The organism is Ruegeria sp. AM5, from assembly GCF_056540645.1.
Map to the genome: position 1 here is coordinate 49846 of NZ_JBQFXC010000001.1, position 17500 is coordinate 67345.

The window sequence follows — 17500 nt, forward strand, 5'->3', positions numbered from 1 at the left end:
CCTCATGGGTTTTCTAGACATAGACAACGCGACCAAATCCTACGGGGCGGTCGAGGTTCTGCACAAAGTCGACATCTCGGTGCAGGAAGGAGAGTTCCTGGTTCTGGTCGGCCCCTCGGGCTGTGGCAAATCCACTCTGCTGAACATGATCGCGGGGCTGGAAGAGATCACCAGCGGCGAAATCCGCATCAAGGATCAGGTGATGAACGGGGTGCACCCGTCCAACCGCAACATTGCCATGGTTTTCCAAAGCTATGCTTTGTATCCCAATATGACGGTCGGGCAGAACATCACTTTCGGTCTTGAGATGCATGGTGTGCCCAAGCCTGAACGCGACAAAGCGATGCAAGAAGTTGCCAAGCTCTTACAGATCGAGCAGTTGCTGGATCGTAAGCCCGGTCAGTTGTCGGGCGGTCAGCGTCAGCGGGTTGCAATGGGTCGCGCGTTAGTACGGAACCCTGATGTCTTTCTGTTCGATGAACCGCTCTCGAACCTCGATGCCAAGCTTCGCGTCGACATGCGAACCGAGATCAAGAAGCTGCATCAAAATCTCGGGACCACCATCGTCTATGTGACGCATGACCAGATCGAGGCGATGACGCTTTCAAGCCGGATCGCCGTGATGAACGGCGGTTATGTCCAACAGCTGGGTACGCCGCAGGAAATCTATGACACGCCTGCGAATATCTTCGTTGCAACATTCATGGGCTCGCCTGCGATGAACGTGGTGCCGGCCAGGGTTACGGTTTTGAATGGCCACCCTCATGCAGAGGTCGCCGTTCACGACGGATCTATGGCGCAACTTCCGTTCAGCCAGGACAACTTGGCCGCATGGGATGGGCGCGAGATCTTGTTGGGAATCCGCCCAGAGACTATCACCGATATGGATGGCGCGGATCGAAAGTCGTCGAACATCGCGCAGATGGCCAACCGTATCGTGGTGACGGAGCCCGCTGGATCGGACACCTTCGTCTCGATGCAATTGGGCGGACGAGATGTGATCGCGCGTATGCGTTCGGATGCCGAAGTGGCACCGGGTCAGGATTTCAACTTTGCAGTGAACATGGAAAAGGCCGTGGCTTTTGATCCCGAAAGCGAGATGCGGATTCTTCCATGAATCGAGCTGACGTCATAATCATTGGGACGGGTATCGGGGGGGGAACGCTGGCTGCGGCGTTGGCTCCGTCCGGTCGTCGCATTCTGATCCTTGAACGAGGAAAGCGGTTGCAGCCCTCACCGCAGGATCGAGACCCAAAAGCGATCTTTGCCAATGGGCACTTTCGCCCCGATGAAACATGGCTAGATGGAGCAGGCAAACCTTTTAACCCCGGAAACTACTACTGCGTTGGCGGAAATTCTAAGTTCTACGGCGCAGCTTTGATACGCTATCGGAAAGAGGATTTTGAGCCGCGTCAGCATATGGGTGGTTACTCGCGCGGCTGGCCCATGCCCTATGAAGAGCTTGAGGCGGATTACACCACCGCGGAACAGCTTTACGACGCACGTGGGACCACCAAAGAGGACCCCACCGAACCGCCGCACAGTAGGGGTTACCCGCACCCACCTGTGCCGGATGAGGTTGATATTGCAGACCTGAGGAACCGGCTAAGCCACGCAGGCCTGACGCCATCCTCAGTGCCGTTGGGCGTGGATATTGAAACCTGGTTGCGGGCTGGGCAAACAACTTGGGATGCGTTTCCCAATACATGCGGCGGCAAAATGGACGCCGAAACCTGTGCCCTCGCCGAGGCATTGAAGCATAGGAATGTCGAGCTTTTAACTGACGCGCGTGTCCGAAAATTGAAGGCTGATGCCGTTGGTCGTGTCACAAGTGTCGAAGTTGATGGCCACGGTACCCTGCATGCGCAGGTCATCGTGCTTGCAGCAGGTGCGGTACAGTCCTCGGCACTGTTGCTGCAGTCCGCGAACGACAATTGTCCAACCGGTCTTGCCAATCGGTCCGATCAGGTCGGACGGAACTTTATGAACCACAATTGTTCGGCGGTGCTGGCCCTTCATCCGCTGCGTCGAAATAGGGCGGTCTATCAGAAAACGTTGATGTTTAACGACTATTACAACAGCGACGGGCAGGGTGGTTTGCCATTGGGCAATATTCAGATGCTGGGAAAGATCACCGGGCCGATCCTTTCGTCGCAAACCAGCCTGCCGAGGCCAATTGCAGCGCTAATCGCCAATCGCAGCTTTGATTTCTATGCCATGTCCGAAGACCTGCCGAACCCAGACAGCCGGGTGACGGTCGAAGGAGACCAAATCACGCTGGACTGGAAACGCTCGAATTGGGCGGCGCACGAGGCCTTGGTTGCGCGGCTAAAGGCGCATCTGAAGCAGGCGGGGTTTCCTGTGGTACTGTCGCGACCATTTGATCGGCGCACTCCGTCGCATCAATGCGGCACAGCGCGGATGGGTAATGACCCGGCAAGCAGTGTCGTCGACACGTTCTGCCGCAGCCACGACCACAAGAACCTGTTCATCGTCGACGCGTCAGTTCTTCCGACATCTGCGGCAGTGAATCCGGCTCTTACTATAGCCGCACTCGCACTCCGGGCAGGTCGTCACATTATTAAAACGGAGTTTGCCGCATGACCGGAACAGCATTGGTGACCGGAGGACAACAGGGCATTGGACTCGGGGTGGCGCGCGCCTTGATCGCCGCAGGGTACAAGGTCGCAATAGCCTCTCGCTCGGCGCCCTACAAACCGGTCGTTGAGGCGACTTTGGCAGAGCTTGGCCCAAGCGCAATTTATGTGCAGCACGACGTGTCCGACATTGATCACATTCCGGAGCTACTGGATCAGATCGAAGCCGATTTGGGCCCGATCACCGCGTTCATAAACAACGCAGGCGTAGGGGCGCCAGTGCGTGGTGACATGCTGGACCTGAAGCCCGAGAATTGGGATTTCGTGCAGAACATCAACCTGCGTGGCGCGTTTTTTCTGGCGCAAGCGGTGGCCCGGCGCATGTTGGAGCAGACGCAAGATACCTATCGTTCGATCACCTTTGTCACCTCTGTCAGCGCGACAATGGTATCGATCGAACGCGCCGATTACTGCGTGTCCAAGGCGGCCGCAGCGATGATGGCTCAGTTGTTCGCAGTACGCTTGGCCCCCGAAGGCATCGGTGTCTTTGAGCTGCGACCGGGAATCATCGCGACCGAGATGACGGCGGGCGTGCGCGACAAGTATACCGACCGTATCGAGGGCGGTCTTGTTCCCGCGGCACGCTGGGGTGAGCCCGAGGATATTGGGTCAGTTGTCGTCCCACTGGTTCAAGGGCACATGCACTTTGCGAACGGTGCCGCCATCCCGGTGGATGGCGGCTTGTCGATTTCACGTCTGTAAGTCAGGGCACACAAGAATGTCTGAAGGATATGATTTCATTGTCGTTGGGGGAGGCTCGGCAGGCTCGGTGATCGCTGCGCGTCTTTCCGAAGAACCATCGGCGAATGTGCTGTTGCTAGAGGCCGGCGCCACCGATCGTCACCCATTCTTTCACCTACCAGCCGGGTTTGCGAAGATGACCAAGGGTATCGGCAGTTGGGGCTGGTCCACGGTTCCGCAAAAGCACATGCAGAACAAGGTCTTCAACTACACCCAGGCCAAGGTGATCGGTGGAGGGTCTGCGATCAACGCGCAAATCTACACGCGGGGTGCAGCTCAGGATTACGATGACTGGAGGCAAATGGGCTGCGAGGGGTGGAGCTATGCCGACGTGCTGCCCTATTTCAAAAAGTCCGAAGACAACGACACCTACGACGACGAATTTCACGGCAAGGGCGGACCGCTGGGCGTGTCCATGCCCTCAGCCCCTTTGCCAATCTGCGATGCCTATATCAAGGCCGCTGGGGAAGTGGGGATTCCTGAAACACGCGATGTGAATGGGGCCAAACAAGATGGAGCGGGGTATTATCAGCTGACCCAGCGCAATGCGCGACGATCCTCTGCTGCGATGGCGTTTATCGCGCCGAACCGCAGCCGCCCGAACCTGACCGTGCGCACTGGCGCACAGGTCCGCCGCATTTTGGAGGACAAGGGCAGGGCGACTGGTGTCGAGATGATGAACGGGGACAAGATCTCCGCCGCGAAAGAGGTCATTCTGTCCTCAGGTGCCATCGGTTCGCCGCGCTTGTTGCAACTGTCGGGAATTGGCCCGGCGGATCATTTGGACAGCCTTGGCATCGACGCGGTTTTTCATCAGCCGCAGGTGGGCGCGAATTTGCAGGACCATCTGGATTTATATTCCATCTGCGAAGTGACCGGCCCGCACACCTACGACCGTTTCGCTAAGCTGCACCTTTCAGCTTTTGCAGGCCTGCAATACCTTTTCACCCGCAAGGGACCGGTCGCGTCCAGCCTGTTCGAAACGGGTGGGTTCTGGTACGTAGACCCGGATGCGCGTTCGCCGGATCTTCAGATGCATCTGGGGCTTGGTACCGGCATTGAGGCAGGGGTCGAGGCGATGCCCAACGGTGGGGTTACACTGAACGCCTGTTTTCTGAGACCCAGATCACGCGGAACCGTCCGGTTGCAAAGCTCTGACCCCGCGATGATGCCGCTTATAGATCCCAACTATCTGGCGGATCCCTACGATCGCGAGATGTCCATTCGGGGCCTGAAGCTGGTGCAGAAGATCCTCGCTCAGGATGCGCTGAAGCCGTACATCTTGGCAGAACGTTTGCCGGGCCCGGACGTGCGGACCGAGCAGGAGTATTTCGATTTTATCTGTGTACACTCCAAAACATCGCACCACTGCGCTGGTACCTGTCGTATGGGCAGCGATTCCGAAGCCGTTCTGGACCCGCGCCTGCGGTTCAATGGGATCGAAGGGCTTCGCGTCGCGGATGCGTCGATTATGCCGACAGTGAATTCATCGAACACCAATGCACCTACAATCATGATCGGGGAAAAAGCTTCCGACATGATCAAACAAGATCAGGGTTTCTAAAAATGATCCGCCATATCGTACTGACCAAATTCCGCGCCGGCGTGACCGAGGAGACAATCGGAGCCATCTACAAAGGTCTCGAGGACGTGTCCAAGGCCCTTCCCGGGGCCAGCGGGTTTACCGGGGGCCGCAGTGAGAGCCCCGAGCAGATCGAACGCGGATACATGCATGGGTTCGTGATCGACTTCAACGATTGGGGCGTGCTGGAGGCCTATCAGAACAACGAAACGCACAAGGCGCTGGGCGCGCAACTGGTCGAGAACGCCGTGGGTGGCATCGACGGCATTCTGGTTCTGGATTTGGAGGTTTGAGATAGTGAAATTGATTTTGCCAAATCCTGAGGGGCAGCTGGAACCCTATGCGCTGACCGGAACGCCGTTAGTACCGCGCAAGCCGCAGGTGCCTCTGACGCGCACGGCGTTTGCAGCGGCGCATGTGGTCTCGGACCCGCTGACGGAACGCGACCCCTGGGATGGCCGTCCGGCGGTGGATTGGGACGCAACGTTGCGTTTCCGACAAGGGCTCTGGGATCAGGGGCTGGGTCTGGCCGAGGCGATGGACACTGCTCAGCGCGGGATGGGCGTCGATTGGGCGACTGCGTTGGAGCTGATTCAGCGCACAATGAAGGCTGCGCAGGCGCATCCGTTGTCGCCTCGGGTGGCTTGTGGGGCAGGGACTGATCACCTGCCTCTAAGCGCGTTGAACACAGCAGGTGAAATCCTGTCAGCCTACGAGCACCAGGCCGAGGCGATCGAAGCCGCCGGAGGGCAATTGATCCTCATGGCGTCACGCGCCTTCCCATCGATCAAGGCAGGTCCGGACACCTACCATGATGTATACCGCGCGCTGATCGATGGGGCTGCGGAGCCTGTAATCCTGCACTGGCTGGGCGATATGTTCGATCCTGCATTGACGGGCTATTGGGGTAGCACGGATATCGACGCGGCCAGCGACTTTGTACTGTCCCTGATCAACGAAAATCCCGCCAAGGTTGATGGGATAAAAATATCCTTGTTGGATCAGGCACATGAAGAATACTTTCGCACACGTTTGCCGGACGGCGTGCGCCTCTACACTGGTGACGATTTCAACTACGCCGAGCTTATTGCCGGGGATGGAGCGCATTTTTCCCACGCTCTGCTCGGCATTTTCGCTGCTATCGCCCCCGCCGCCAGCCAGGCGCTTGAGGCGTTGGCAATGGGCGACATGGATCGCTACAACGCGCTGTTCGCACCGACTATTCCCCTCAGTCGAGAGATTTTTAAGGCTCCGACGCGGTTCTACAAAGCCGGGATTGCCTATCTGGCATGGCTGAACGGAGCCCAGTCCCATTTCATCATGCCGGGTGGGTTCCAATCCAGCCGTGACATCTGCCACTACGCGCAAGTGTTCAGATTGGTGGATCAGGCCGGTTTACTCTCAGACCCTGAACTGGCTAAAGCACGGATGACCACGCTTCTCAGCTTGCATGGAGTTGAATAATAATCTGAATGCGAAGACCCACGATCATAGATGTCGCCAACTCGGCGGGCGTTTCCAAGTCGACGGTAAGCCTTGTGTTGCAGGGCAGTCCGCAGGTGAAGCCGGAGACACGCAAGCTCGTCCATACCGCGATGAAAGAGATCGGGTATGTCTATAACCGATCGGCGGCAAATCTGCGATCCACGGGAGCGGCGCTAATAGGTTTGGTGATAAACGACCTGACCAACCCGTTTTTCACCGAGTTTGCGACTTCGTTGCAGATGGCGCTGGCGTCCCGAGGCTATGCGGTCGTATTGGCGAACACAAACGAAGACCCCGAACTTCAGGATCAGGTGGTGGGAGCGATGCTTGAGCACGGTGTTTCTGCTTTGATCCTATCGCCTGCTTATGGCGATGTCACAAACACCCTCTCTGCGGTAGAGCGAGCTGGCATTCCGTTGATGCAAGTCTTGCGACAGGTTGAAAGCGAAACAGGCAGATTTCCCTTTATCGCCCCTGATTACGCAGAGGGTGGACGCGCGGCAACGCAGTATCTGATCGAAACGGGCGCGCGGAACATCGCCTTTGTCGGTGGTCTGGATGGTGCCGAAGTCACTCAGGAAAGACTGTCCGGCTATATCAGTGCGATGAAAGACAACCACTTGCAGCCTATTGTAAAAACAGGGGAATCCAGCCGATCATTTGGACATGAAACAACGGTCAACCTCTTCAAAGAGCATCCTGCGTGCGATGCCGCAGTCTGTTTCAATGATCTTGTTGCTTTTGGGATGATTAATGCCTGCCATGAAACTCAGGTAAAGATTGGCACGGAGTTTCAGATTGTCGGTTTCGACGACATCAAGGAAGCATCAGAATGCTGGCCAGCTTTGTCTACCGTACACTGCGGCGTCTCTGAGTTTGGAGAACAAGTTGCGGACACTGTTTTGCAGTGGTTGCAGGATGGTGCTACGCCAGCACAACCCACGCGGACTTCAACGCGCTTGGTATTGAGGCAAACTACGAAAGACACGGTGTAGCAAAAGACTATACCAGCCTTTGTCCAGAGGTCTTGTCAGAAGAGCTTTTGTTGAGCGGGACATAGCGGTCGCGTGGTTTTGCCATGACCAGACCTGCCTCTTTCAAATTCTTTGAAATTAGTCCCGTGATCATCCGCATTGCGGTGACGCTATACAATCGATTGCCGCTCTCGCTTCGAAATCTCGAAGATCTGCTGCAAAAGTTTGGCATCGAAGTGAGTTCCGAAACTTTCCACCAATGTGCTTATTGGTCTTGTCAGAAGAACTTTGATTGAGCGGGGTAGGGTTGTTGTGTAGCTTTTGCCCATGATCAGGCCTGCCTCATTCAAATACTTTAAAACCAGTCCCGAGATCATCCGCCTTGCGGTGATGCTGAACATCCGTTTCCCGCTCTCGCTTCGGAATGTCGAAGACTTGTTGCACGAGCGAAGCATCGACGTGAGCCACGAAACCGTCCGATACTGGTGGAACAAGTTCGGCCCGATGTTTGCATCAGAGATCCGAATATAACGGGTTCAGCAACTCCGTGCCTTTTCAAGATGGAAGTGGCACGTAGACGAAATACTCGTGAAAGTGAACGGCAAACGCCACTACTTCTGGCGTGCCGTCGATCACTAAGGTGAAGTGCTTGAGGCCGTCGTCACCAAACGCCGAATCAAAGCTGCAGCACTGAAATTCCTCAAGAAATTGATGAAGCAGCACGGTTGCGCCGAAGAGATCGTCACAGATCGCTTCGCTTTCTACAAGGCTGCGCTCAAAGAAATGGGCGCGCTCAAAAAACAGCAGACGGGCAGGTGCCTCAATAAGCGCGTCGAGAATTCGCACCTGCCGTTTCGACGACGCGAACGCGCGATGCAACGTTTCAGGCGCATGCGAAGTTTGCAGAAATTCGCCTCCATCCATTCCTACGTCTACAACCACTTCAACCAGGAAAGATCGCTTGCCAGCAGAGACACCTTCAAGCTGACACGCAGCGCCGCACTTGCCGAGTGGCGTCGACTTTGTTCCGGATAGGTTCGCGGTTTCCGCGGCAAACTGAGACTGGTTCGAATTCGTCTTACAGCACCTCCAGAACTGGAAACCCTGATATAGGAGATCAGAAATGCTGAATTGTCAGTCCTCAATGCTTCGCGCGGCAGGCGCAGTAGCCCCTTAAAGCGGTCTGACAGATTTCCGATCTGAAGGCCGCCTCGTGAGCGGCCTTTTTTGTGTTTTCTTCACGTGGCGGCTTTCCATAATCAATAGAGAGAACAATGCCAACCTTATCACTATACATCCCCTTCAAACGGTCGCGTGGCCTCTTGCTGCGGCTGGATGCTGTACTTGCCTTGCGATCCAGCAAAGAACGGCCTCTTCTGCGCAAGCCAGCTGAACTGCCGGATTACCATAGGGAGGACGTCGGCCTCCCGCCACAGATTGAACGCCCACCGCCTTCACACCATCGGGTTCCTTTCTGAACAGCAAATCAAGCAAGGGCAGCTTGCTGCCCCTGCACTCAACTATGTCACAATGCCCGGTTTGCGAAATGAGGCTGTCTTTTCTATCGTGCAAGCTCGTCCGCACTCGAACCAAACCGTCCCTTCGCACCAACGATAACCAGTTGCCAATCGTTCTACACAGGCCAACGGCAGGTAAGTGCTTCGCGAACAGGTCTTGCGCCGGTGTCCAGAAGCCCGCGAAGCTGTTCAACTTTGAGTTTTTGTCTAGGAGGCAGCTCGCCGGTTAGGATCATTTCGCGTAACTTGACACCGCAGGTCATTCACTACTAAATTTGACAAAATTTATCGCGCGATAGGTTGTAATTTGGTGTGAGGTAAAATTTGCAACGTAAAATCCGAAATATGGAAGAGTTTGCAGCTATCAGTGGGATTTCTCGACCTACCGTCTCGAAATACTTCAATGATCCAGAAAGCGTGCGTGTTTCCACAAGAAAAAAGATAGAAGCGGCGCTGGAAGAGTACGACTATCATCCGAATATTTTTGCGATGAACCAAAACAGGCGCACCACCAAGAACATTGGCGTTGTAGTACCTAACTTAGCTGACCCGTTCTTTTCCGAGATTGGCAGACGTGTGGAGCTCGCATGCATTGAGGCCGGCTACAGCCCGATTTTACTCAGTTCACACGGTAATCCGGAAATGGAGCGAGATAACCTTAACTCCCTTAAATCCTTGAAACCGGCGGGTGTATTATTGGCTCCGTTCGGCAGGCTGTCTGATACAGACGCCGTAAAAGCATTTGATGCGGATATTCCGGTCGTCTTGTTTGATGCTAACATGCCTGATGTCGGACGGGCATTTGTTGGTACCGATCATTTTCAAAGTGTTGACTTAATGGTTGAGTATCTTTGCCGCAGCGGTGAACCGCCTTGCTTTTTCGAAATGAAGAAGCCTCTGAACCCGAATGCCAACAAACACCGACAAGCCTATATCGAAAGCATGGAGCGGCACGGTAAGACGCCGAACATTTTTCGAGTAAACGGAGAGGGCTGGGACTTCGAGGAAATTGGAAAAGTTGAAGGGGGGCGACTTTTGTCTGAGGGAGCATTCAGTACTAACACGATCCTGTGCAGCAATGATCGCTTTGCAATTGGCCTTTTGTCAGCCGCCTATGGACTTGGCTTTAAGGTTGGTCATGGTCCAGAATGTAACCTCCGGATCGCAGGCCACGACGATCACCCGTTTTCCAGGTTTACATGCCCTCCACTGACGACAATCGCGCAAGATTACGAAGCTATTGCGAATTGGTCGGTGTCCACATTGTTTGCGTTGTTCGAGAATGGAGAAGTCCCGTCGGAAAGGCAGGAAAAACTGTTTGAGGGCCGTTTGATCATGCGGGAGTCGGCCTGAGGATGTTAGTGCGCAGCCATCCTTAAATTTACGCGCGTAAATTATTAATTGACTTCGCGTTGCGAATTTGGCTAGAGTCGAATTCATCATCCAACGAGGAGGAGAATTAGGATGTCATTCAAACAAGCTCTATATGCGGCGACGGCAATGACACTCGTCACTGCAAGTGGCGCACTAGCAGAGAATCTTGTCATCGCCACCGTGAACAATGGCGATATGATTCGCATGCAGGGGTTGACTCAGGACTTCACTGATAAGACCGGCCACACGGTCGAGTGGGTCACATTGGAAGAAAACGTATTGCGCCAGCGTGTCACAACGGACATCGCCGCAAAGGGCGGTTCTTTCGACATCATGACCATTGGCATGTACGAAACACCGATTTGGGGCGCCAATGGATGGTTGGTCTCGCTTGACGATCTTTCTGCTGAGTACGATGCGGATGATATTCTGCCAGCCATGCGAGCCGGTCTGAGCCACGACGGTACTCTCTATGCCGCGCCATTTTACGGCGAAAGCTCGATGATCATGTACCGGACTGACCTTATGGAGAAGGCCGGTCTGGAAATGCCTGAGGCGCCAACCTGGCAATTCATCCGCGAAGCTGCTGCAGCGATGACAGACCGTGACAATGACATCAACGGAATCTGCCTGCGCGGAAAAGCAGGCTGGGGTGAAGGCGGTGCCTTTATCACCGTAACCGGCAATTCCTTCGGTGCGCGCTGGTTTGACGAAGACTGGAATGCCCAGTTCGATCAGCCAGAGTGGAAAGAGGCGCTGACCTTCTTTGTCGACATGATGCAGGAATCCGGCCCAACCGGCTACGCGACCAACGGATTCAATGAAAACCTGAACCTGTTCCAGCAGGGCAAGTGTGGCATGTGGATTGACGCCACCGTCGCGGCTTCGTTTGTGACCAATCCTGATGACTCAACTGTTGCCGACAAGGTTGGATTCGCGCTAGCACCGAACAGTGAAGGTGTCGACAAGAAAGCAAACTGGCTTTGGGCATGGGCGCTGGCGGTTCCCGCCGGAACGCAAAAGGAAGCTGCAGCAAAAGCGTTCATCGAATGGGCAACGTCAAAAGACTATATTGAACTTGTCGCAGAAAACGAAGGTTGGGCGAACGTACCTCCGGGCGCGCGTACATCGCTTTACGAGAACCCCAACTATCAGGCGGTTCCCTTTGCCCAGAAGACGCTGGATTCAATTCTAGCTGCGGACCCGACAAACCCGACTGTGAAGCCGGTTCCGTATGTTGGCGTCCAGTTCGTGGCAATCCCGGAATTTGCGGGCATCGCGACGGAAGTGAGCCAGGAATTCTCTGCTGTCTATGCAGGTCAGCAGACCGTTGATGAGGCGCTTGCCAAAGCTCAGGCGCTGACAAACGACGCTATGGAAGCCGCTGGCTACCGCTAAGCGCTCCACCGGTCTCGGGCAACACTCTTCTCCCAAGTGTTTCCCGAGGCACCATAAATTTTCGATAACTATGCACTGTTTAAGATAGCCTCATGGCAATCAACAGAGGAGGTATGCCCGATGGCTACTAAACACTCCCGATCAGCGGCGCGGCTTATGATGGCCCCAGCAGTCATCTTGCTCCTCGGCTGGATGCTCGTGCCTCTGATCATGACGCTCATTTTCTCATTCAAGCAATACCTTCCACTGCGTGGAGGAGATCTTGGGTGGGTCGGTTTCGATAACTATGTTCGTTTCGTTAGCTCCAGCGCGTTCTGGCCGTCAGTGATAGCAACCCTGACCATCGTCGGTGGAGTTCTTTTAATCACCGTGATCCTTGGTGTGTTGCTGGCGATCTTGTTGAACCAACCAATGTGGGGGCAAGGTGTTGTCCGCATTCTGGTGATCGCACCATTCTTTGTCATGCCAACTGTTTCTGCGTTGGTGTGGAAGAATATGTTCATGGATCCGGTAAACGGTCTGTTCGCCCATCTGTGGCGCTTTTTCGGGGCTGAGCCGATCGCGTGGCTGTCTGAGGCTTCACTGCCTTCAATCGTCATGATCGTTTCCTGGCAATGGTTGCCGTTCGCAACGCTTATCCTGTTGACGGCAATCCAGTCTCTGGACGGTGAACAATTGGAAGCAGCAGAAATGGATGGTGCTCCGCCGCTGAAGCGGTTTGGTTACATCACTCTGCCACATCTCAGCCGTGCGATTACGATCGTGGTTCTTATCCAGACGATCTTCCTGCTGGCAATCTTTGCAGAAATATTTGTCACGACCGGAGGCGCGTTTGGCACCCGTACTCTGACCTATCTGATTTTCCAACGTGTTCTTGAAAGTCAGAATGTTGGCCTCGGTTCCGCTGGTGGTGTCTATGCAATCATTCTCGCCAACATCGTTGCGATCTTCCTGATGCGCATCGTCGGCAAGAACCTGGACGCGTGAGGAGGAAAAGATGGCCCGCGCAGTAACTCAACAACGTAAGATCATCAACACAGCCGCCGCTTGGGGTGTTGGACTGCTGATCTTTTTTCCGATCCTCTGGACTGTCCTGACCAGCTTCAAAACCGAAGCTACCGCAATCGCAGACCCTCCGGTGTTCCTGGCATTTGACTGGACGCTTGAAAACTACTCTGCGGTGATGGAGCGGTCCAACTACGCCCGGTTCCTTTGGAACTCGATCATCATCGCCGGGGGTTCGACAATATTGGGTATCATCGTGGCGGTCCCTGCGGCCTGGTCGATGGCTTTCGTTCCTTCCAATCGCACCAAGGACATTCTCCTCTGGATGCTGTCCACTAAAATGCTACCGGCGGTTGGTGTTCTGTACCCGATCTACCTGATCTGCATCAAACTTGGCATCCTCGACAGCCGAGGCGCGCTGGTCATCATCCTCATGCTGATGAATCTGCCGATCATCGTCTGGATGCTGTACACATACTTCAAGGAAATCCCAGGTGAGATCCTTGAAGCGGCCCGAATGGACGGTGCGACGCTGAAAGAGGAAATCCTTCACGTTCTCACACCGATGGCAGTTCCCGGCATAGCTTCGACCTTGCTGCTGAACTTCATTCTGGCCTGGAACGAGGCGTTTTGGACACTGAACCTTACAGCAGCTAATGCGGCTCCGCTGACGGCCTTCATTGCTAGCTACTCCAGCCCCGAAGGCCTGTTCTTTGCCAAACTCAGTGCAGCATCAACCATGGCCATTGCGCCGATCCTCATCCTTGGCTGGTTCAGCCAGAAACAACTTGTCAGCGGCCTGACCTTCGGCGCCGTCAAATAAGGAACTTGACCAATGGGACAAATCAAACTCAACCAAGTGACCAAAAGCTTCGGCGACGTTCAAGTCATTCCGCCGCTGGACCTGACAATTGGAGACGGCGAGTTCACGGTTTTTGTCGGGCCTTCGGGCTGCGGTAAATCCACACTATTGCGCCTGATCGCGGGACTCGAAGACATCACTACGGGTCATATCGAAATTGATGGCTCGGATGCTACTGACGTGCCCCCCGCAAAGCGCGGCTTGGCAATGGTCTTCCAGTCTTACGCCCTGTACCCGCATATGTCGGTGCGCAAAAACATCGCGTTCCCGATGAAAATGGCAGGGATCGATGAGGACGAACAAAATCGCCGGATTGAAGGAGCCGCAAAGGCGCTGAATCTTACCGATTATCTGGATCGGCGTCCGGGGCAATTGTCGGGCGGTCAGCGTCAGCGCGTTGCTATTGGCCGGGCAATTGTTCGGGAACCGGCGGCATTCCTTTTCGACGAACCGCTGTCCAACCTCGACGCGGCCCTGCGTGTTGGTATGCGGCTTGAAATCAGTGAACTTCACGAACGGCTCAAGACGACAATGATCTACGTGACCCACGACCAGGTTGAAGCCATGACCATGGCGGACAAGATCGTCGTTTTGCGGGCTGGCGTGATCGAACAGGTGGGGTCACCGCTAGAGCTCTATCACAGTCCACGTAACGAATTTGTCGCGGGGTTCATAGGGTCTCCGAAAATGAACCTGATCTCAGGTGCTGAGGCCGAGAAAAACGGGGCAACCACAATCGGCATTCGTCCTGAACACACAGATGTCAGCATGACTGATGGAATGTGGAAAGGCGTCGTTGGTGTGGCGGAGCACCTGGGATCGGACACCTTCATTCACGTCCATGACACGGGTCTTGCTGACATGGTCACCGTGCGGATTACAGGTGACATTCAGGCCAAGCACGGCGACACGATCTACCTGACACCGCAAATGGACAAGTTGCACAAGTTCGACGCTCAAGGTCTAAGGATCGAATAATGCAACTGGCTGGAAAAACAGCCCTGATCACAGGTGCCGCCCGAGGAATCGGGCGGGCCTTTGCCGAAGCCTACGTCAGTGAAGGCGCTCGAGTCGCCATCGCCGACATCAATATTGATGGCGCTCGCCAAAGCGCTGCCGCACTTGGAGAAAATGCAATCGCGGTGGCTATGGATGTGACCGACCAGGCCAGCATCGACAACGCTGTGGGCAATACAATAGGGGAGTTCGGGCATATAGACATTCTGGTCAACAACGCAGCACTTTTCACAGCAGCCCCGATTGTTGAAATCGAACGCGCCGACTATCAACGCGCTTTTGACATCAATGTAGCGGGTACTCTCTTTACGACGCAGGCCGTAGCGCGGTGCATGATTGAGCGCGGGAAAGGTGGCAAGATCATCAACATGGCAAGTCAAGCCGGACGGCGCGGTGAGCCGTTGGTTGCAGTCTATTGCGCGACAAAAGCGGCGGTCATCAGCCTGACTCAGTCGGCGGCGCTGAACCTGATCAAGCACGGCATAAACGTGAATGCGATTTCTCCGGGTGTCGTCGACGGCGAGCACTGGGACGGCGTGGATGCGTTCTTTGCCAAGTATGAAGACAAGGCACCCGGACAAAAGAAACAGGAAGTTGATGCCGCCGTGCCCTACGGACGCATGGGCACACCGGACGATTTGACCGGAATGGCTGTTTTTCTGGCAAGTGATGCGGCGAACTACATCGTCGCACAAACTTATAACGTGGATGGTGGGCAATGGATGAGCTGATCTCCCTTTCGAATGCGACACTCGACCAGCTCACCGTCGAGCGCCCAAGATATGACCGTACCACCCTGAAACCAGGTATTATTCATGTGGGCGTCGGCAATTTCCACCGCGCGCATCAAGCATGGTACTTGCACCGATTAATGCAGCAAGGAAAAGCTGAAGATTGGGCCATCATCGGCGCGGGCGTACGACCCTATGATGCGACTATGCGGGAGAAACTGCTTGCACAGGATTGCCTCACGACCCTGATCGAGCTCGATCCTGAAAAAATCTCAGCTGAAGTCATAGGCTCGATGATCAACTACCTGCCTATTGAAGACGGCAACGGAGCGCTAATTCGCACGATGTCGAATCCGGCCATTCGCATCGTTTCTATGACTGTAACCGAAAGTGGCTACTACGTTGATCCAGTCACGAACGGGTTTGACGCCAACCACCCTGACGTTCAGCACGACGCCAAAAATCCTTTGGCGCCCCGAACAGTCTTTGGTGCCATAGTGGCCGCCCTTCGCGTGAGACGAGACGCAGGGCATGCGCCCTTCACCGGGCTAAGTTGCGACAATCTGCAAAGCAACGGTGACGTCCTTAGGCAAACCGTTGTTTCGATGGCTCGCATGTCCGACCCTGAACTGGCCGATTGGATTGACACCAACGCCACATTTCCGAATTCGATGGTGGATTGCATCGCCCCTTCGACCGGTCCAAGCGAACTTGCACTTGCCATAGATTTTGGCATTGACGATGCTGCTGTGGTCACGCACGAAGCGTATCGCCAATGGGTGATTGAAGACAATTTCTGCGCTGGGCGTCCGGACTGGGGTGAGGTTGGCGCAATCTTCACTGACGACGTTCATGCGTTTGAAGCTATGAAAATTCGAGTCCTCAATGCCGGGCATCAGGTGCTCGCAAATGTGGGTGAGATATTAGGGCTCAAGACGATTTCCGAATGCATGAGACACCCGGTTGTTTCGCAGTTTTTTGGTAAAGTTCAGAGAATAGAGATTGCGCCAACGGTTTCATCGGTTTCCGGAAAAAGTCCGGAAGAGTATGTAGGCCTCGTTGAAAGCAGGTTTTCAAATCCAAGGATTGTGGACACGACCAGACGCGTGGCTTTCGACGGTTCAGCGCGCCATACAGGTTTCGTTTTGCCGATATTGCGAGACCAGTTGAAGGCTGGGCGTTCCGTTACCGGTTTAGCGCTCGTCGAGGCGCTATGGGCACGTATGTGCGCAGGCACACGCGAAGATGGTAGTGTGATCGAGGCGAATGATCCGATTTGGGATAGACTGAGTGAGGCAGCCCTTGCCGCCAAGTCAAACCCGGCGGTCTGGCTTGAACAAAGTCGGATTTACGGTGACTTGAAGGACGCCAAACCGTTTTCCAGTTCGTTTTCCAAGTGGCTCGACATGGTTTGGCAGAATGGTTGCGAAGCTGCTCTTATCGCGTACGTTGATGAGGCTTGAGGCAAATCTGTGGGTGGTGTCACTCGTGCTTTTGGTAGGAAATACTGGTTGACCGATCAGGAGTGTAAATCGCGTAGATCGCGGATGTGTTGGACCCGTTATTAAGAAAGTCAGATAGGGCAGGCTTGCTCATCTGTGATCCCCCAAAGATTCTGGAGAAAAACGTGAAACCAGAACAGCTTAGAATGGCCCGCAACGCGCCTGGATTGTCTATGAAGGGATTTGCCGATTTGTCGCGGGTTTCTCATATGACCGTACACCGGTTTGAAGCCGGAAAAAGCGGCGTGAAGCACGCTATTATCGAAGCGATGCGCACAACTCTTGAAGCCGAAGGTGTTCAATTCCTCAATTATGGAAGTGTGTCTGACGGCATAGGCGTCGCAATCAAACCCAACCCGACCAAAACTATTGGCCCTGTTTAATCATGCACTCACAAATCCTCAGACATCTCAACTATTCGCTCGGCAAAGACGCAGTACATGCGTCGACCTATGATTGGCGAATGGCGGTTTCGCTAACGTTGCGCGACCGCATAGTTGACCCTTGGTTCGAAAGCACGCGCGAGACGTGTCAGTCAGGCGCAAAACGTGTTCACTACCTTTCAATGGAGTTTTTGATTGGCCGACTTGTCGAAGACATGACCGCGAATCTGGGGCTGTTGGAAGAGGTTATGGAAGCTCTTGCGTAACTCGGC

The 17500-nt window shown here is 54.7% G+C and carries 17 protein-coding genes and 1 pseudogene; 17 read left to right on the forward strand and 1 reads right to left on the reverse strand.

Going from position 1 to position 17500, the window contains the following annotated elements; all coding sequences use genetic code 11:
- The first annotated feature begins 4 nt into the window (after nucleotides 1-4).
- The 8 genes and pseudogenes from ACR0AH_RS00255 to ACR0AH_RS00290 all read left to right on the forward strand — a co-directional run bounded on the left by ACR0AH_RS00255 (nucleotide 5) and on the right by ACR0AH_RS00290 (nucleotide 8474).
- Nucleotides 5-1117 carry an ABC transporter ATP-binding protein gene (locus ACR0AH_RS00255; RefSeq protein WP_480589783.1) on the forward strand — a complete coding sequence of 371 codons (1113 nt, stop codon included), beginning with the start codon at nucleotides 5-7 and terminating at the stop codon, nucleotides 1115-1117.
- Complete coding sequence (locus tag ACR0AH_RS00260; RefSeq protein WP_480589786.1) at nucleotides 1114-2604, forward strand: GMC oxidoreductase; 1491 nt, start codon at nucleotides 1114-1116, stop codon at nucleotides 2602-2604. Before ACR0AH_RS00255 ends, ACR0AH_RS00260 begins: the two co-directional genes overlap by 4 nt.
- Complete coding sequence (locus ACR0AH_RS00265; RefSeq protein ID WP_480589788.1) at nucleotides 2601-3359, forward strand: 3-ketoacyl-ACP reductase; 759 nt, start codon at nucleotides 2601-2603, stop codon at nucleotides 3357-3359. Before ACR0AH_RS00260 ends, ACR0AH_RS00265 begins: the two co-directional genes overlap by 4 nt.
- 16 nt (nucleotides 3360-3375) lie before the next feature.
- A complete protein-coding gene (locus ACR0AH_RS00270) occupies nucleotides 3376-4962 on the forward strand; it encodes a GMC family oxidoreductase (RefSeq protein WP_480589790.1) in 1587 nt (528 codons plus the stop codon).
- 2 nt (nucleotides 4963-4964) lie between these two features.
- Nucleotides 4965-5273, forward strand: a complete 309-nt coding sequence (locus tag ACR0AH_RS00275; RefSeq protein WP_480589792.1) for a Dabb family protein — start codon at nucleotides 4965-4967, stop codon at nucleotides 5271-5273.
- A 4-nt stretch (nucleotides 5274-5277) separates the two neighbouring features.
- Nucleotides 5278-6444 (forward strand): dihydrodipicolinate synthase family protein, encoded by a 1167-nt coding sequence (locus ACR0AH_RS00280; RefSeq protein ID WP_480589795.1) that lies wholly within the window; start codon nucleotides 5278-5280, stop codon nucleotides 6442-6444.
- An 8-nt stretch (nucleotides 6445-6452) separates the two neighbouring features.
- The gene (locus tag ACR0AH_RS00285; RefSeq protein WP_480589798.1) at nucleotides 6453-7460 is read left to right on the forward strand and encodes a LacI family DNA-binding transcriptional regulator; all 1008 of its coding nucleotides are present in this window, start codon (nucleotides 6453-6455) and stop codon (nucleotides 7458-7460) included.
- A gap of 306 nt (nucleotides 7461-7766) precedes the next feature.
- Nucleotides 7767-8474 (forward strand): annotated as a pseudogene (locus ACR0AH_RS00290) (IS6 family transposase).
- Between the two features lie 598 nt (nucleotides 8475-9072).
- On the opposite strand, the gene ACR0AH_RS00295 reads toward ACR0AH_RS00290, so the two are convergent.
- Nucleotides 9073-9219 carry a GntR family transcriptional regulator gene (locus tag ACR0AH_RS00295; protein ID WP_480589800.1) on the reverse strand — a complete coding sequence of 49 codons (147 nt, stop codon included), beginning with the start codon at nucleotides 9217-9219 and terminating at the stop codon, nucleotides 9073-9075.
- A gap of 82 nt (nucleotides 9220-9301) precedes the next feature.
- On the opposite strand from ACR0AH_RS00295, the gene ACR0AH_RS00300 reads away from it, so the two are divergent.
- The 9 genes from ACR0AH_RS00300 to ACR0AH_RS00340 all read left to right on the forward strand — a co-directional run bounded on the left by ACR0AH_RS00300 (nucleotide 9302) and on the right by ACR0AH_RS00340 (nucleotide 17494).
- Nucleotides 9302-10309 carry a LacI family DNA-binding transcriptional regulator gene (locus ACR0AH_RS00300; protein WP_170686775.1) on the forward strand — a complete coding sequence of 336 codons (1008 nt, stop codon included), beginning with the start codon at nucleotides 9302-9304 and terminating at the stop codon, nucleotides 10307-10309.
- A 111-nt stretch (nucleotides 10310-10420) separates the two neighbouring features.
- Nucleotides 10421-11728, forward strand: a complete 1308-nt coding sequence (locus tag ACR0AH_RS00305) for an ABC transporter substrate-binding protein (RefSeq protein ID WP_170511702.1) — start codon at nucleotides 10421-10423, stop codon at nucleotides 11726-11728.
- Nucleotides 11729-11848: 120 nt separating this feature from the next.
- Entirely contained in the window at nucleotides 11849-12715 is an 867-nt protein-coding gene (locus tag ACR0AH_RS00310; RefSeq protein ID WP_170800117.1) for a carbohydrate ABC transporter permease, read from the forward strand.
- 10 nt (nucleotides 12716-12725) lie between these two features.
- The gene (locus ACR0AH_RS00315) at nucleotides 12726-13556 is read left to right on the forward strand and encodes a carbohydrate ABC transporter permease (RefSeq protein WP_170403632.1); all 831 of its coding nucleotides are present in this window, start codon (nucleotides 12726-12728) and stop codon (nucleotides 13554-13556) included.
- Nucleotides 13557-13568: 12 nt separating this feature from the next.
- Nucleotides 13569-14573, forward strand: coding sequence for an ABC transporter ATP-binding protein (locus ACR0AH_RS00320; protein WP_170383437.1), 1005 nt, complete (start codon nucleotides 13569-13571; stop codon nucleotides 14571-14573).
- On the forward strand, nucleotides 14570-15343 hold the full coding sequence (locus ACR0AH_RS00325) for an L-iditol 2-dehydrogenase (protein WP_480438860.1): 774 nt from the start codon (nucleotides 14570-14572) through the stop codon (nucleotides 15341-15343). The genes ACR0AH_RS00320 and ACR0AH_RS00325 overlap by 4 nt, the downstream gene beginning before the upstream one ends.
- Nucleotides 15331-16806 (forward strand): mannitol dehydrogenase family protein, encoded by a 1476-nt coding sequence (locus ACR0AH_RS00330; protein WP_170733478.1) that lies wholly within the window; start codon nucleotides 15331-15333, stop codon nucleotides 16804-16806. Before ACR0AH_RS00325 ends, ACR0AH_RS00330 begins: the two co-directional genes overlap by 13 nt.
- Before the next feature lie 185 nt (nucleotides 16807-16991).
- The gene (locus tag ACR0AH_RS00335) at nucleotides 16992-17228 is read left to right on the forward strand and encodes a helix-turn-helix domain-containing protein (protein WP_170733477.1); all 237 of its coding nucleotides are present in this window, start codon (nucleotides 16992-16994) and stop codon (nucleotides 17226-17228) included.
- A gap of 2 nt (nucleotides 17229-17230) precedes the next feature.
- Nucleotides 17231-17494 (forward strand): hypothetical protein, encoded by a 264-nt coding sequence (locus tag ACR0AH_RS00340; protein ID WP_480589806.1) that lies wholly within the window; start codon nucleotides 17231-17233, stop codon nucleotides 17492-17494.
- Nucleotides 17495-17500: the final 6 nt, after the last annotated feature.

Coding starts and splice junctions, on each gene's coding strand:
- ACR0AH_RS00255 (WP_480589783.1), top strand. CDS start 5: ATGGGTTTTCTAGACATAGACAACGCGACCAAATCCTACGGGGCGGTC.
- ACR0AH_RS00260 (WP_480589786.1), top strand. CDS start 1,114: ATGAATCGAGCTGACGTCATAATCATTGGGACGGGTATCGGGGGGGGA.
- ACR0AH_RS00265 (WP_480589788.1), top strand. CDS start 2,601: ATGACCGGAACAGCATTGGTGACCGGAGGACAACAGGGCATTGGACTC.
- ACR0AH_RS00270 (WP_480589790.1), top strand. CDS start 3,376: ATGTCTGAAGGATATGATTTCATTGTCGTTGGGGGAGGCTCGGCAGGC.
- ACR0AH_RS00275 (WP_480589792.1), top strand. CDS start 4,965: ATGATCCGCCATATCGTACTGACCAAATTCCGCGCCGGCGTGACCGAG.
- ACR0AH_RS00285 (WP_480589798.1), top strand. CDS start 6,453: ATGCGAAGACCCACGATCATAGATGTCGCCAACTCGGCGGGCGTTTCC.
- ACR0AH_RS00295 (WP_480589800.1), bottom strand. CDS start 9,219: ATGACCTGCGGTGTCAAGTTACGCGAAATGATCCTAACCGGCGAGCTG.
- ACR0AH_RS00300 (WP_170686775.1), top strand. CDS start 9,302: ATGGAAGAGTTTGCAGCTATCAGTGGGATTTCTCGACCTACCGTCTCG.
- ACR0AH_RS00305 (WP_170511702.1), top strand. CDS start 10,421: ATGTCATTCAAACAAGCTCTATATGCGGCGACGGCAATGACACTCGTC.
- ACR0AH_RS00310 (WP_170800117.1), top strand. CDS start 11,849: ATGGCTACTAAACACTCCCGATCAGCGGCGCGGCTTATGATGGCCCCA.
- ACR0AH_RS00315 (WP_170403632.1), top strand. CDS start 12,726: ATGGCCCGCGCAGTAACTCAACAACGTAAGATCATCAACACAGCCGCC.
- ACR0AH_RS00320 (WP_170383437.1), top strand. CDS start 13,569: ATGGGACAAATCAAACTCAACCAAGTGACCAAAAGCTTCGGCGACGTT.
- ACR0AH_RS00330 (WP_170733478.1), top strand. CDS start 15,331: ATGGATGAGCTGATCTCCCTTTCGAATGCGACACTCGACCAGCTCACC.
- ACR0AH_RS00335 (WP_170733477.1), top strand. CDS start 16,992: ATGGCCCGCAACGCGCCTGGATTGTCTATGAAGGGATTTGCCGATTTG.
- ACR0AH_RS00340 (WP_480589806.1), top strand. CDS start 17,231: ATGCACTCACAAATCCTCAGACATCTCAACTATTCGCTCGGCAAAGAC.